General features: G+C 36.2%; 14 protein-coding genes. 10 read left to right on the top strand and 4 right to left on the bottom strand.

Translation table 11 applies throughout. From position 1 onward, the window contains the following. Nucleotides 1–397: 397 nt before the first annotated feature. Nucleotides 398–1,624 carry a Glu/Leu/Phe/Val dehydrogenase dimerization domain-containing protein gene (locus ACFSQS_RS11885; protein WP_388019007.1) on the bottom strand — a complete coding sequence of 409 codons (1,227 nt, stop codon included), beginning with the start codon at nt 1,622–1,624 and terminating at the stop codon, nt 398–400. Between the two features lie 83 nt (nt 1,625–1,707). Continuing rightward, nucleotides 1,708–2,775: an anhydro-N-acetylmuramic acid kinase gene (locus tag ACFSQS_RS11880; RefSeq protein WP_388019005.1), complete on the bottom strand. Its 1,068-nt coding sequence runs from the start codon at nt 2,773–2,775 to the stop codon at nt 1,708–1,710. Nucleotides 2,776–2,905: 130 nt separating this feature from the next. Here ACFSQS_RS11880 and ACFSQS_RS11875 point away from each other — a divergent pair, with 130 nt between their 5' ends. After that, nucleotides 2,906–4,048 carry an acyl-CoA dehydrogenase gene (locus tag ACFSQS_RS11875; RefSeq protein ID WP_388019002.1) on the top strand — a complete coding sequence of 381 codons (1,143 nt, stop codon included), beginning with the start codon at nt 2,906–2,908 and terminating at the stop codon, nt 4,046–4,048. A gap of 20 nt (nt 4,049–4,068) precedes the next feature. Here the strand turns inward: ACFSQS_RS11875 and ACFSQS_RS11870 are convergent, their stop codons facing one another. After that, nucleotides 4,069–6,504 (bottom strand): helix-turn-helix domain-containing protein, encoded by a 2,436-nt coding sequence (locus tag ACFSQS_RS11870; RefSeq protein ID WP_388019000.1) that lies wholly within the window; start codon nt 6,502–6,504, stop codon nt 4,069–4,071. Between the two features lie 123 nt (nt 6,505–6,627). Between ACFSQS_RS11870 and ACFSQS_RS11865 the strand changes: the two genes are divergently transcribed. From ACFSQS_RS11865 to ACFSQS_RS11825, 9 genes are all read left to right on the top strand, one after another. Beyond that, complete coding sequence (locus ACFSQS_RS11865) at nt 6,628–6,963, top strand: arsenosugar biosynthesis-associated peroxidase-like protein (protein ID WP_388018998.1); 336 nt, start codon at nt 6,628–6,630, stop codon at nt 6,961–6,963. Nucleotides 6,964–7,394: 431 nt separating this feature from the next. Further along, on the top strand, nt 7,395–8,459 hold the full coding sequence (gene arsS, locus ACFSQS_RS11860) for an arsenosugar biosynthesis radical SAM (seleno)protein ArsS (protein ID WP_388018995.1): 1,065 nt from the start codon (nt 7,395–7,397) through the stop codon (nt 8,457–8,459). Nucleotides 8,460–8,491: 32 nt separating this feature from the next. After that, nucleotides 8,492–8,983: a rhodanese-like domain-containing protein gene (locus ACFSQS_RS11855; RefSeq protein ID WP_388018992.1), complete on the top strand. Its 492-nt coding sequence runs from the start codon at nt 8,492–8,494 to the stop codon at nt 8,981–8,983. Beyond that, nucleotides 8,976–9,605, top strand: a complete 630-nt coding sequence (locus ACFSQS_RS11850) for a TIGR04282 family arsenosugar biosynthesis glycosyltransferase (RefSeq protein ID WP_388018989.1) — start codon at nt 8,976–8,978, stop codon at nt 9,603–9,605. The genes ACFSQS_RS11855 and ACFSQS_RS11850 overlap by 8 nt, the downstream gene beginning before the upstream one ends. Before the next feature lie 115 nt (nt 9,606–9,720). Continuing rightward, a complete protein-coding gene (locus tag ACFSQS_RS11845; RefSeq protein WP_388018986.1) occupies nt 9,721–10,533 on the top strand; it encodes a purine-nucleoside phosphorylase in 813 nt (270 codons plus the stop codon). A gap of 85 nt (nt 10,534–10,618) precedes the next feature. Beyond that, the gene (gene arsM, locus ACFSQS_RS11840; RefSeq protein ID WP_388018983.1) at nt 10,619–11,587 is read left to right on the top strand and encodes an arsenosugar biosynthesis arsenite methyltransferase ArsM; all 969 of its coding nucleotides are present in this window, start codon (nt 10,619–10,621) and stop codon (nt 11,585–11,587) included. Nucleotides 11,588–11,684: 97 nt separating this feature from the next. Further along, nucleotides 11,685–12,371: a DUF547 domain-containing protein gene (locus ACFSQS_RS11835; protein WP_388018980.1), complete on the top strand. Its 687-nt coding sequence runs from the start codon at nt 11,685–11,687 to the stop codon at nt 12,369–12,371. Between the two features lie 66 nt (nt 12,372–12,437). Beyond that, the gene (locus tag ACFSQS_RS11830; RefSeq protein WP_388018977.1) at nt 12,438–13,199 is read left to right on the top strand and encodes a TIGR04283 family arsenosugar biosynthesis glycosyltransferase; all 762 of its coding nucleotides are present in this window, start codon (nt 12,438–12,440) and stop codon (nt 13,197–13,199) included. Between the two features lie 78 nt (nt 13,200–13,277). Further along, nucleotides 13,278–14,807, top strand: coding sequence for a carboxypeptidase-like regulatory domain-containing protein (locus tag ACFSQS_RS11825; protein WP_388018974.1), 1,530 nt, complete (start codon nt 13,278–13,280; stop codon nt 14,805–14,807). A 90-nt stretch (nt 14,808–14,897) separates the two neighbouring features. Here ACFSQS_RS11825 and ACFSQS_RS11820 read toward each other — a convergent pair whose 3' ends face one another. Next, nucleotides 14,898–15,629 carry a metallophosphoesterase family protein gene (locus ACFSQS_RS11820; RefSeq protein WP_388018971.1) on the bottom strand — a complete coding sequence of 244 codons (732 nt, stop codon included), beginning with the start codon at nt 15,627–15,629 and terminating at the stop codon, nt 14,898–14,900. Nucleotides 15,630–15,755 lie beyond the last annotated feature (126 nt).

The raw sequence follows: 15,755 nt of genomic DNA, 5'->3' as shown, positions 1-15,755 counted from the left end.
TATTGCAACTGTATAACGTGTTTTCTTTTGTTAAATTATATTTAAGAACTTCTAGCTGTTATAAATACACATGTTTTGGTTTAACTTGAATTTATTCTGTGCTTAAGTACTTAAAAACTTTAACCATGGCCTGTTTTTTTTATTCCTTTCATAAAAAACATTCCAAGAAGCAAAACTAATAAATCTGTCCAGACTTCTGATATAATTCTACTACTAATTATAGAAATGCGTTTTTATTGAGCCAGCCATTAACCACTTTAAAAAAACCAAAAAAAAACACGGTTAAAAACCTGACAAATAGATTAATAGAAACAATATTGTTGTTTTTTAAAGGAAAAAACAATCACTAATCCAATAAAACAATTACCGAAAAAAGAATGGTTATTTTAATATAGGCTTATACCAATTGGTTTAAGGCAATCTGGAAAGCAGAAGCACTTATTCCTGTTTTATTTTGATTTTTATTGTAAACATTTTGTAAGGCTTCTTTTATTCTATTTGAAGTATCGTTAAATATCGCTTGATCTGTCATTTGCACACGGCGCTCCATAAAATAAGCGAAAACCCTTGCCATACCACAATTTGAAATAAAATCTGGGATAAGACTCACTCTATAATCGGTATGTTCCATAATGGGGCCAAAAAAGATTTCTTTATCGGCAAAAGGCACATTGGCACCACAAGATACAACCTCTAAACCACTATCTATCATTTTATCAATTTGATGAATGGTTATTAACCTCGAGGCTGCACAAGGTGCAAAAATTTCTGTTTTAATGGCCCAAATTTTCTTGTTAGCTTCATTAAAAGGGGTTAAATTATCAGCGACTAAAGTATTTCCTTTTTTTGCTAAGAACAGGTTTGTAATCTCCTTAAAAGTAAAGCCTTCTTGATTAATTAATCCTCCAGTAACATCAATAATTCCAACTATTTTAACACCCATTTGAGACAAATAGAAAGCCGCTGCTGCACCTACATTACCAAAACCTTGAATTACAGCACGCTTTCCTGTGATATCGCCACCATAAATGTTGTAATAATGTTTTACAGATTCGGCAACGCCAAAGCCCGTAATCATATCTGCTACGGTGTATTTTCTTAAAACGCTCGGGGAATATATTGGGTTTTCAATTACCTTGATTACGCCTTGTCTTAGCTGCCCGATCCTATTTATTTTATCGGCTTCGGTAGGTTTAAAATGCCCGTTAAAAACTCCTTCTTGCGGATGCCAAACCCCGCTTTCTTCGGTAATGGGAATAACTTCGTGGGTTTCATCTACATTTAAATCGCCACCAGTACCGTAATAGCTTTTAAGCAGTGGAGATACAGCTGCATACCAACGTTCTAAAACGCCTTTTTTTCTGGGGTCTTTAGGATTGAAATTGATACCAGATTTAGCACCACCTATGGCTGGTCCGGATACGGTAAACTTAATTTCCATGGTTTTTGCCAAAGAGAGCACTTCGTTAATGTCCAATCCTTTTCGCATTCTTGTGCCACCGCCTGCTGCGCCTCCACGAAGCGAGTTTATAACTACCCAACCTTCGGCATCGGTTTCAGGGTCTTTCCAGTTAAAAACTATTTCAGGTTCCTTGTTTTCGTATTTTTTTAATAATGCTTTCATAAATAGTAATCGGTTTTAAAGCTTAGATCTCTATATTCATTTTTTTATTGCGAAGCCAACCTTAAGTCTCGTGATATTAAATTTTAGGGCAGATAAATTTTGCCCGAACTGTGGTTTTTTTTGGCGCCTGTTACGCTTTGCAAACAATTATTTTCGCCTCTTAATTTTAGCAATCCCAAAAATGCAAAAACCAAGGCTTCTTTAAACTCTACAATGGTTTTTATTGGTATTTCAATCTTGTTTTCAGAATGGTGTTTCACCCTTTTAATAAGATATTTATTGTATGCACCGCCTCCAGTAATAAGTGCCGTTTTTTGTATATCGCTACCAATTACATTGGAAATTTGAATGGCTGCGTGCTCTACAAAAGTTTGTAAAACATCCTTTATTTCTAAATTAAAAGAATCTATTAAAGGGAAAATATGCGTGTTTACCCATTCTAAGCCTAGCGATTTTGGTGGTGTTTCAGAATAAAAATCTAACGCATTCAATTGTTTTAATAATAAATTATTAACCGTTCCTTTTGAAGCTATTTTTCCTTCGTCATCATAATTAAACCCAAGTTGTTTTACATAATGGTTTAGCACAATGTTTACTGGACAAATATCGAAGGCAATCCGTTGGTTGCCATGTTCGAAAGACACATTGGCAAAACCACCTAAGTTGATGCAGTAATCGTACTCTGAAAACAATAATTTATCGCCAATAGGTACTAATGGCGCACCTTGGCCGCCAAACTCCACGTCTTGCTCTCTAAAATCGCAAACCACTTTAGTGTTTAATAAACTGGCAATATTTGGTAAATTGCCTATTTGATAGGTAAGTTTTTTGTGGGGTTGATGCAAAGCGGTATGGCCATGGGAACAGATAGCATCGATGTTTTTTATATTGTTTTTTTGAATGAAATTTTTGATAACTTTAGCTAAATAGATGGTATAATCTTTATCGATTTGCGATAATTCATCTTTAGAATACAACACCAAATCACCAAGAGTTTGATGCCATTCATTAGTATATGCCACAGTTTCGGCGTGTATAATTTCAAAATGCCAAACCTGTTTTCTGTAGTAAAACTTTACGTAAACCAAGTCTATCCCATCTAACGATGTACCAGACATAACGCCAATAAGGTTTAATTTTAATGCATCCATAATCAAGTAAAAGTAAGCATATTTCTCAAAGAATAAACAAGCGAAAAGTAAATTATATTTTTTAAGAATTCACAATTAAAAGCTATATTTGTAAATATTTTTTACGAAAACAAGATTTTATTTACGAATTATGGATTTCAGCCTTTCCGAAGAACACATTATGATACGCGATGCCGCTCGCGAATTTGCGCAAACCGAACTGCTACCGGGTGTAATTGAGCGCGATATCAAACAAGAATTCCCTGATGCATTGGTTAGAAAAATGGCAAACTTAGGGTTTATGGGCATTATGGTAGATCCTAAATACGGCGGCAGTGGTATGGATGCGATTTCGTATGTGCTGATTATGGAAGAATTATCGAAAATTGACGCCTCGGCTTCAGTAATTGTATCGGTCAATAATTCGTTGGTTTGTTACGGTATTGAAGCTTACGGGACCGAAGCCCAAAAAGAAAAATATTTAACCAAACTTGCCACGGGCGAAAGCATTGGCGCATTTTGTTTAAGCGAACCCGAAGCCGGTAGCGATGCCACATCGCAAAAAACAACTGCTATAGACAAAGGCGACCATTATATTATTAACGGTACAAAAAACTGGATAACTAGTGGTGGTCGTGCAGATGTTTATTTGGTAATTGCACAAACAGACCGCCACAAAGGGTCGCATGGTATTAATGCATTTATTGTTGAAAAAGGTACAGAAGGATTTCATACAGGCCCTAAAGAAGATAAATTAGGCATTCGCGGAAGCGACACCCATACCTTACAATTTAACGATGTAAAAGTTCCTAAAGAAAATCGCATTGGCGATGATGGTTTCGGATTCCGATTTGCAATGAAAACACTCTCTGGCGGCCGTATAGGTATCGCTGCCCAAGCTCTCGGAATTGCCCAAGGTGCTTATGAGTTGGCTTTAAAATACTCTAAAGAACGAAAAGCGTTTGGAACAGAAATTTGCAACCATCAAGCCATTGCTTTTAAACTCGCCGATATGCATACCGAAATTGCTGCGGCGCGCCATTTGGTAATGAAAGCAGCTTGGGACAAAGACCAAGGTAATAACTACGACATGTCAAGCGCGATGGCAAAATTATACGCCTCTAAAGTGGCGATGGAACACACCGTTGAAGCGGTACAAATTCATGGTGGCAATGGTTTTGTTAAAGAATACCACGTAGAGCGTTTAATGCGTGATGCAAAAATTACACAGATTTATGAAGGCACAAGCGAGATACAAAAAATTGTGATTTCTAGGAGTATTATTAGGGATTGAATGTCTTGCTGAGACTGCGACTACTCATTCAATTCCCCCAAAACCAAACGCAATTCGCCATAAGTATATTTATCATCCAATTGGTGTTTTAAATCTGAAAGCCCTTCGAATGTGTGTTTAGGAATAAGTTTTTTTAATTCTTTATAATGTGCTTCTGAAATTAAATCGGTTATTTTTACTTCGCCAGTAGGGATAAAATGCGCTAAATGCCCAGTAATTGTATTGGGATTCAGCTCCCTTTCGCCGGCTATTTCATCGATTGATTTTCCTGATTTGAACAACTTTAAAGATTCCTTTTTCGTATCGCCTCGTTTTTTCTTGGGTTTTTCTGCTTCAAAAACAGTAGGTTCTTTAGAAATTTCAATATTGTTTTCATCGCAATACGCATGTATCACTTTTAAGATGTCATTACCATATTTCTCAACTCTAACTTTCCCCATGCCGTTAACTTTTAACAGTTCTTTTTTGTTGGTGGGTAGCGTTTCGCAAATTTCGTAGAGTGCTTTTTGGGTAAAAATTTGATAATGGATTAAATCGTTTTCTTCAGCAATTTCATTTCTTAGTATTCGCAATAATTCAGCTAATTCTAAATTTGTAGTGCCATCTAATACAGATTTTCGTGGTTTTTTAGGTTTATCTTTAGCCAGAAAAACAGATTTTGCTCTTAATTCTAAAAATTTACGTGCATTAAACCCATCTTTTAAACCATTAAAATACAGGTTTTTAGATTTTATTAATTCTTCAATAGTATCTAAAAACTTATTAATATCCTTTTCAATGGTTTTATTATCTGTTGCAAATGCCAGAGTTTTAAAAGGCGCGCTGATGTTGGTTTGGGTTTGCTCGTTAAAATAACGGATAGCTTTTACAAAACGCTCTTGAATGTTTTTGTTTGTTTCTGGTGCTTCAGAAGATTGCGATAAGGCTTTAATTTGTGCGCTAAAACCCTTGCTAACCTTTAACAAATTGGCAACAGCTGCTTTAATAGTGTTTAACGGGGCTTCAACTTGCCCTTCTATAACTGTTCTGTTTTTGTAATAAATATCTAAAACTCGATTAACAGGATATAGAAACTGATAATATTCAAATAACTCAGATATCAAATGCAACTGAAATTCGGCTTTCGATTCATTTAATATACCAATATCGGGTTGGTTATCCTCTGCATTTTTAACAAACGATAGCACATTGCTGTCGCTAATAATTTGGCTGGAATCTATCTTGTTTTTCAGCACCAAACCTTCCAACGACTTGCAACGGCTTAAGGCCACATAAGTTTGCCCGTGCGCAAATGCACCCTGCGCATCAATAATGGCTTTTTCAAAGGTTAACCCCTGGCTTTTATGAATGGTTATCGCCCAAGCCAAACGCAACGGCATTTGGGTGTACGATCCTATTTTGTTTTCGGTTATGGCTTTGGTTTCGGCATCGACGGTGTAATTTATGTTTTCCCAAGTTTCGGGCGTGGTTATAATATTAAAATCGTCGTCGGGACATTTTACAACCACTTCATCTTTATCCAACAAAATCACTTTACCAATTTTGCCGTTGAAATAGCGTTTTTCAACAGAACTGTCATTTTTAATAAACATAACCTGCGCGCCAACCTTCAACTCTAATTTTTCGTCGTTCGGGCAAGCATAATCAGGAAACTTGCCCTCAATAGAAGCTTTATAAGTACGTGCCTTTGTTTGCAACTTATCCAGTTCTGCATTATTGATTTGTTCGGCTTTGTTATTGTGCGTCGTTAAAGCAACGTAACCTTCTTTTTCATCGGGCACAAAATTGGGTTGGTAGCATTTATTTAATTCATCTGCCGAGGCTTGGGTTAAGCAATTGTTTCTAATTTCGTTTAAAATATCAATAAACTTAGGATTGTCTTGCCGGTAAATATGCTTTAATTCTACTGTAATAGCGTTGCATTGTTGATAGGCACGACTGCTAAAAAAGAAAGCGTTTTTATAGTACGCCTTTAACAACTGCCATTCGTTGTCTTTAACCACCGGAGATAATTGCTGTAAATCGCCAATCATTAACAATTGCACGCCACCAAATACCTTGTTTTTGTTTTTATAGCGCCTTAGCGTTTTATCGATACCATCCAGTAAATCGGCGCGCACCATACTAATCTCGTCAATAACCAAAAGGTCTAAAGACTTGATAATATTGATTTTTGTTTTATTGAATTTTCTATTAAAACCAGAGGAAGCCCCCAAATCGGCATCGGGTAAAATAGGCCCAAAAGGCATCTGAAAAAACGAATGAATAGTAACCCCTTTAGCATTAATAGCAGCCACACCCGTTGGCGCCACAACAACCATACGCTTTAAAGATTTCATTCTTAACTTATGTAAAAAAGTGGTTTTACCCGTACCTGCTTTTCCTGTTAAAAACACATTCCTATCGGTAAGGTTAACAAAATCCCAAGCTAAATCCAATTCTTTATTTACATCCATTTACCATAAAACATTACAAAATAAAACGCTTAGCTAAAATAAAATTAAAAACACAATTTATGTTAAGTTACACCTATAATATCGACCAAAAACTTTTAGATTTATAGCATAAAACAAAAAAACATGCAAAAAACCTATTACGATCCGGCAGATTTAAAAAAATTTGGAAAAATAAGCGAGTGGAACAAAGAATTGGGCGATAAATTTTTCGATTATTACGGTAAAGTCTTCGAAGACGGTGCACTAACCGCCCGCGAAAAATCGTTAATCGCGCTAGCCGTTTCGCACACCGAGCAATGCCCGTACTGCATCGATGCCTATACCAAAGACGGTCTGCAACGCGGCATAACCAAAGAAGAAATGATGGAAGCCCTACACGTTGGCGCCGCCATAAAAAGCGGAGCAACCCTGGTACACGGTGTGCAAATGATGAATAAAGTAAATAAACTGGACGGGTAATTTTTTGGGCGTTACCCTGAGCTTCGAGTACCTCAGCGACCGTCGGGTCGGGCTTTCACTACTCGCTCCCTCCTGCGTCGGGGAGCTCAAACATTTAGCCTGCGGTGAGCGCAGTCGAACCGTTCAATCCCTAACGCAGGCCCGTTTGCAGTGGGCAATAACCGGCCTGTAGCCAGAGTTTATTTAAAAAGAATTTGGGGGAAAACAAAAAAACAAGTTAAAAACAGAAAAGAAACCAAACAAAAAGTCAAGCCCTAAATTCCGACGCTGTCGGGAAAGTCAATCTGTAGAAATAAAGAGCGAAGGAATGAAGATGCGTAGCGTAGCTTCAAGCACGTAATTCCGAAAGCGAATAATGCTTTAGCAATTTCCTCAGATTGACATGATTTTTTGGTTCGTTTTGCATCATGGCAAAATGAACAGAAAAAAAAATGAATATGACAAAAACACAATCCTTACATAAACGCCAAAGCGATTTAGCACAAAGCAACCGGCAACTGGAAATTTTATCGAACGGTATTTTTAAAAACGGCGAACTGCCCACCTTTAAAACCAAAATTGCCGAAACCAATCAGTTTCCGCTTAAAGCTAAAAAGCTGGAAATATTACAGATAAACGTTGGGTACATGTGCAACCAAGTTTGCGCCCATTGCCATGTCGATGCAGGTCCAGACCGCAAAGAAATAATGACGCGCGAAACCATGCAACAATGCTTAAACGTTATTAAAAGCTCGGGCGCGCACACTTTAGATTTAACAGGCGGCGCACCAGAAATGAACCCCAATTTCCGTTGGTTTGTTAAAGAAGCTTCAAAAGTGGGGATTAAAGATTTTATTGTACGCTCCAACCTTACCATTATTCGCGCCAACAAAAAATATCACGATTTACCCGAATTCTTTAAAAAACACAATGTGCACGTAGTTAGCTCTATGCCCCATTGGACCCGAGGAAAAACCGACAAACAACGTGGCGAAGGCGTATTCGATCAATCCATAAAAGCGTTACAAGAATTAAACGCAATAGGTTACGGCATGCCAAACAGCAACTTAAAATTAGATTTGGTTTACAATCCGTCGGGGGCATTTTTACCGGGAGACCAAATGGCCATGGAAAAGGATTTTAAAAAGGCTTTATTAGAGGATTTCAATATTCAATTCCATAATTTATTTGCTATTACCAATTTACCAATTTCGCGGTTTTTGGATTATTTAATCGCTTCAGAAAATTACGAAGATTACATGTATGCTCTCGTAGAAGCTTACAATCCTTCTGCAGTTGCAAACGTTATGTGCACTAATACACTTTCTGTAAGTTGGGACGGTTATTTATACGACTGCGATTTTAACCAAATGCTGAAATTGCCCGTAAACAGTAAAGCCAAACACATTTCAGAATACAACAAAGCACTATTAAAAGGCAGAAACATTGTAATTTCGCAACATTGTTACGGTTGTACTGCCGGTGCAGGAAGTAGCTGCCAAGGCGTTGTAGCTTAACCCAATTTTTGCGCAGGCAGAAATCTCATACTATGAAAAACAAAATTTTATACATACTTCTATTTTTTTCAAGCATTAGTTTCGCCCAAAAATCAATTGCAGAGGTGTTAAAAAAATACAACAAAGAAAGCATCACGTATATTACTGCCAAAGACGCTTCAAAACAACAAAACGTCGTTATTTTGGATGCCCGGGAATTTTCAGAACACAAAACCAGCCGATTAAAAAACGCTATTTATGTGGGTTACAACGATTTCAATCTTAAAAAAACCATCAAAAAACTCAAGAACAAACAGCAACCGGTAATCGTGTATTGCTCCATAGGAATTCGATCTGAAGACATTGCCGAAAAACTCAAAAAAGCAGGTTACACCAATATTTATAATTTATACGGTGGTATTTTTGAATGGAAAAACAACAATTTACCCGTTTATAATTCCGAAGAAAAAGAAACCGACAGCATACACACATTCAATAAAGCATGGAGCAAATGGCTAAAAAAAGGCATTAAAATTTATGACTAAAGCACTCATTATCGTTTTTGTAAAAAACATCAAACTGGGCAAGGTAAAAACACGACTCGCCAAAACCATTGGCAATCAAGCGGCTTTTGAGGTTTATAGCGAACTGGTTAAAATTACCGAAAAAGCTACTGAAAATATAGCAATTGATAAGCGTATTTATTTTTCTGATGCCATTATCGATTCCAAGTGGAAAAACCAGTATAAAGCCATTCAAAAAGGTAAGGATTTAGGCGAGCGCATGAAAAACGCTTTCATTAAAGGATTTGAAGACGGCTATGAAAACATTGTGCTAATCGGCTCCGATTTGCCCGACATTAATTACTCTTATATTGAAACCGCATTGCAAACCTTAAAAACCCATGATGTTGTTTTTGGCCCCGCGATTGATGGTGGATATTACCTTATTGGCATGAAAAAAACACAGCATTTAATTTTTGATGACAAACCCTGGAGCCAATCGAATTTATTAAAAGTTACTTTAAGCGAATTACAAAAAAATGCTATATCTTTCGGGTTACTTGAGCCTTTAAACGATATCGATACGTTTGAAGATTTACAAGCCTCGGCATTTTACAAATCGAATATTAAATTACAACACCGCATAGAACAATTAAATGATTAAACGAACGAAATTAAATTATTCTTTTTCTTTAATGATTTAATTTATTCCCAGAGAACAAAATGGTTACACAGGTTCTTAATTTTTTATTCAAATTTATATTTTAAAAAATTCAAACATGCTGAAATTTATAAACGAAACGGTCGAATACCTTCAAGGAAAAGGATTCGAAAACCCAGAAATTGGTATTATTTTAGGTACCGGATTGGGGCAACTCATTAATGAAATTGATATTTTGGTTGAGGCTAGCTACAACCATATACCTTACTTTCCAACCGCCACGGTCGAGTTTCATAAAGGCAAATTGATATATGGTAAACTCGCAGAAAAAAAGGTAGTTGTTATGCAAGGGCGTTTCCATTTATACGAAGGCTATACGCTACAAGATGTTACCTATCCGGTACGCATCATGGAAAAACTAGGCATAAAAACCTTGTTGGTTTCCAACGCCGCCGGTGCTATAAACCTAAACTTCAAAAAAGGCGAACTTATGCTTATTGAAGATCATATAAATTTACAAGGCAGCTCGCCATTGGCTTTTAACGGCGTAGAGAAATTGGGCGAACGCTTTACCGACATGAGTGCGCCGTACAACAAGAACATAAATTCAACATTTAAAACCATTGCCAAGACCCACAACATTAAACTGCACAAAGGCGTTTATGCCAGTGTGGTTGGCCCGCAATTGGAAACGCGCGCCGAATACCGTATGCTTAAAATTATTGGCGCCGATGCGGTTGGAATGAGCACGGTCCCAGAAGTTATTGTAGCCAATCATTTAAAATTAAAAGTCGCGGCGGTGTCAGTTTTAACCGATGAGTGCGACCCAGATAACTTGAAACCTGTAGTAATTTCAGAAATTATTGCCATGGCTGCAAAAGCAGAACCTAATATGATAACCTTGTTTAAGGAATTAATAGAAACACTTTAATTAGTTGGTAGTTTTCAGTCCGTAGTATTAAGTTATTCTGGGACTGCAAACTGAATAATGCAAACTGAAAAAAAATAAAAACAAAATGAGCTACCTAAAAACCACACACAACGTTTACAAAGAAGCCGCACTAACTCCCAATGTTGGGCTGTGTTGTACCACCAACCCGATTTGGGAATTACCAGGATTAAAAATCCCGAAAATCATGCAAGAAATGAACTATGGTTGCGGTTCAACCGTTCATGCGCGCGATTTAACCAACAACCCAAAAATGCTATATGTTGGTGTTGGTGGTGGCATGGAATTGCTGCAATTTGCTTACTTCAATCGTCAAAAAGGAGGTGTTATTGGTATTGATGTTGTCGATGAAATGTTAGAGGCTTCGCAAAAAAACTTCGTTGAAGCCGAAGCACTAAACCCTTGGTTTAAAAGTGAATTTGTTGATTTGAAAAAAGGTGATGCCATGAACCTTCCTGTAGAAGATAATAGCATCGATGTGGCCGCGCAAAACTGCTTGTTCAATATTTTTAAGGCAGACGATTTAAAAAAGGCCATTGCCGAAATGTACCGTGTTTTAAAACCGCACGGGCGTTTGGTTATGAGCGACCCCACTTGTGAGCAACCCATAAATGATGAACTGCGCAACGACGAACGTTTAAGAGCATTATGTTTAAGCGGTAGTTTGCCCATTGCAGAATATGTAAAAGCTTTAACCGATGCCGGTTTTGGCACCATTGAAGTACGGGCACGAAAACCATACCGTATTTTAGATCCTAAAAATTACCCAACAGACGAATTGATTTATATTGAATCCATAGAAGTTGCAGCCATTAAAGACCCAATGCCCGCCGATGGCCCATGTGTTTTTACAGGGAAAGCAGCTATTTATTATGGCGATAGTAATTATTTTGACGACAAAGCGGGGCATGTTTTACTAAAAAACCAACCCTTAGCGATATGCGACAAAACCGCTGCAGCGCTGCAAGCTTTAAATAGAGACGATATATATTTTTCAGAATCGACCTTTCATTACGATGGAGGCGGATGCTGTTAAGCAATAATCGCTCTTTAATCATTTTAACAAAATCATGTATCAAATAAACATCCTATTTTTACTGTTTTTTACGACATTATGTTTTGGTCAAAAAAAGGTGGATAATGATACTTTTATAAAGGAAACTGAATCCGTAAAAATTCATCAATTATGGGATGAATTATTAGCGAAACACGTTTCAGAAAATGGCAATGTTGATTACAAATCGTTTAAAACCGAACATAAAAAACTGCTCGACTATATTTACGTTTTAAGCTTATTTTATGCGAATGGTGCTTTTAACACTATTTCCAAAGAAGAAAAACTTGCTTTTTGGATCAACGCTTACAATGCTTTTACAATTGATTTAATTTTGCGAAACTACCCCCTAAAAAGCATTAAAAACATAAAAAAACCATGGCAGCAGCGTTTATGGAAAACAGTTAACATTGAGTATAACTTAAATGAGATTGAACATGAGATTTTACGTAAAATGAACGAACCCCGAATTCATTTTGCTATTGTTTGCGCCTCTGTTTCTTGTCCGAAATTATTAAACGAAGCTTTTACAGCTTCAAATTTAGATGAGCAACTTACTAAAGTTACAAAAGACTTTTTAAGCGATTCCGAAAGAAATTCAATTACAGAAAACAATTTAAAACTATCAAAAATATTTCAGTGGTTCGCTAAAGACTTTAAACAAAACGGAAGTTTGATTGACTTTTTAAACCAATATACAGACGTTATAATTTCCGCGAAAGCGAAAAAAAGCTACAAAAGCTATAATTGGGATTTGAATGAATAAAAATATTTAGACCTGTTAGGTTTTAATCCCGAAGCGTTGGGACTAACAGGTCTCTAAAAACATAACATGAAACGCCAAATCTCTATAATTATACCAACATTAAATGAAGCAGAACATATTGAAAAGCTGTTGAATCATTTATTGAAAAATGCTTCGAAAGAAAATATTGCAGATATTATTGTTGTTGATGGCGGCAGTACCGATGGCTCTGAAAATATAGTGCGCTTTTTTATTGAAAAACAAAAAAACCATAACACAGACCCTGAAACAAGTTCAGGATGTAGCCGCCATATTATAAAACTTATGGCGTCTCCAAAAGGTCGCGCAAAACAGATGAATTTGGGTGCTAAAAACGCCATTGGCAACATTCTGTATTTTTTGCACGCCGATTCTTTGCCACCTAAAAATTTTGATAAGCATATTATTGAACAGGTTAAAAAAAACAACAACGCCGGTTGTTTTATCATGAAATTTAACAGTACCCATTGGTGGTTAAAACTTGCTAGCCAATTAACGCGACTGCCTTTTAGGTCGTGTCGTGGTGGAGACCAAAGCCTGTTTATTACCAAATCGCTTTTTAATGCCATAGAAGGTTTTAATGAGGATTTTAAAATTTACGAAGACAACCATTTAATTGCAAAACTATACGCTCGCAAGCAATTTGTGGTAATTAAAAAATGGTTAACAACATCGGCAAGACACTATAAAACGCATGGTGTTTGGCGATTGCAATTTCATTATTGGACCATTCATTTAAAAAAACGGTTGGGTGCTTCGCCCGAAAAATTGAATCGATACTACCTAAAATATGTAAGTGTTAAAAAGTGATAAAATTCACTTAACAAAAGATTAAATGTTACATATGGGTTGCATAATCGTCTATTTTTATAGCAAACAGACTTTTTTATGAAGCCGAAATTACACCTAATTTTATTTGCCTTTTTAACGTTACAGTTATTTAATGCGCAAGAATCCATTCATGCAAAATTGATTGATTCTACAACACAAAAACCTATTGCTTTTGCCACGATAGAACTCAACAAAAAATCTGGGGTTATTAGCAATGAAAATGGGGTGTTTCAAATGTATTTGAATAAAAAAACATCTGAAAACGATTCGCTTTCCATCAATTGTTTGGGGTACGAAACCAAGCGTATTGCAGTAAAAAAATTAACGGATAGCATTATTGTATTACGCCAAAAATCTATTGAATTGGATGAGGTTTTGGTTTCCAACAAAAAATATACAGCAGGCGAAATAATAGAAAAAGCCAAAGAAAACTTAGCAACCAATTACAATTTCGAGTTTAGCAAAAACCGACTCTTTTACAGGCAATCAGACTACAACAACATGCTTAAAAACACAATTAAAATAAAAAAAACTACCATCCCAGAACTAAACCAAAAGTTTGTAGATAGTATTTTACATATTATGCCTAAAAAATCTGGTAATCATACAGAAATTTTAGGGGATTTATACCAAAAGCCCATTATTAAGGATGCCTTGAAATTAGACATAATAAAGGCCTCGAACCTTTACGATAAAAACAATGAAATCTCATTTGAAGGTTTAGAAGAAAAATTTAACAACATATTTAAAAAACACGTTAAAAGAGATTCTTATTTCAAGATTAAATCTGGGATTTTCGGCACCAAAGAGGACATAGACTCATCGCTTTTTGGCGACACAAAAACCGATAAAGACATTGAAAAAACCAAAGCTTTTATTGAAGCCCAAAAAAAGAAGGAGAGCGAACGCAAAAAAAACTTTTTAACATACAGAAAATGGGGGATTGCAAGTTTAGAAACCAGTAGTTTTATTTTTAAAGATTCGTTTTTAAACTTTCTTGAAAAACCCAACCGTTATAAATTCGAGCTTTTAGACTACCTTTTTTTAAATGGTGAATTTGTTTATAAAATAACATTTGCCCCAAAACGGAAAGAAAATTTTAAAGGTGTTTTATATATAAATACCGACGATTTTGCCATTGTAAGAGTGGACTACCAGAATGTAAAAAACCTGAAAAACTTCAGGCTTTTGGGCATCTCGTATAGCGAACACTTAAAAAAAGGCACCTTTATTTATGCTAAAAACACTTTAAACAAATATGCATTAAAATATGCCGAAGCTGAAAGCGGGAATAAATTTGGAATAAAACGCCCGTTAAAGATTATTGAAAAAAACAAGCATGTAAAAGGCCGAAGAAAACAGAATGAGATTTCTACCGATGTCCATTTTATCGTATCGAACATCACCAAAAAGGAACTTGTGGTTTTTGAAAACGAAACGATTACCGATACCGCATTTAACAACTTTACTGAAAAAGCCAAAGTTACCCCAACCTATTTGCCAAAATACGACCCCAGTTTTTGGAAAGGCTATAATGTTATGGAACCCAATCGAGCGATAAAGGATTTTAAGAGCATTGAGCAATAAAACACTTCGAGACAAGCCCACGAAGTATTAAAATTCTAAAAAAAAACAAAAACGCCAAACCCAAAAAAAACGAAACGAGGTTTGGGAGAGTTAATTCTTATTCCTCCCCTTTTCATTAGGGTATAAATGAGGTAAATTTTCGCTCTGAAAAAACGCTTTTGTATCGATATTTATCCCAGACAATTTCCCTGTAAAAGCAGCGCCCGTATCAATATTCCAAATATTTGCGGCTTGCATGGGCACGTTAACATTAAAATTAATGGTTGGCGTGTGCCCAATAAAAATTTCGCTATAATGCTGTAATCGTCTTGGATATAAAGTAGAATCTTTTTCAATACGCTTATCCATGCTTAAAGCCATTTCCCAAAGGGTTCTATCGAAATACAAACTTTCTTTAAAAACCTCTTTTTCTGCTCCGTGCATAGATGTAAATCCGGCATGTACGAACAACCTGTTTTTAGCATCGATATGGTAAAGCGGCATACTTTCAAAAAAGGCTAAATGCTGTTTCTTTATGCGTTCTGAAAAACAGGCATAACTATCCATTGTTTCTTTACCTCCGTGCATGTACCAAATGGGGTTAACGGTGTTATCTCGCAACCAATCTTGGGCCCAAACATCGTGGTTTCCTTTTATGAAAATACAGTTGAATTTTTGGGAAAGCTCGATTAAAAACTGAACAACCTGCGCCGATTCGCTCCAGCCATCAACGTAATCGCCCATAAAAACAAGGTTGTCCCCATCTTTAATTTCCATTTTATTAAAAAGCTGAATCAACGCTTTTAAGCCACCGTGTATATCGCCTATTGCATAAGTTTTCATATTACAATCGTTTTTTTCAAAAATAATTGTTTGTGTTTGAATTAACTAGACTTTGCGTTTTAAAACTTACTTTGGCAGATTGGTGCGTTAAGGATTGAGCATACTTAGACTGCGCTAAGCACAAGT

This window comes from Gelatiniphilus marinus (assembly GCF_042684345.1).
Classification (GTDB): Bacteria; Bacteroidota; Bacteroidia; order Flavobacteriales; family Flavobacteriaceae; genus Gelatiniphilus; species Gelatiniphilus marinus.
The sequence above is the reverse complement of the archived record's forward strand: the minus strand, read 5'-3'. Positions and strand labels throughout refer to the sequence as shown.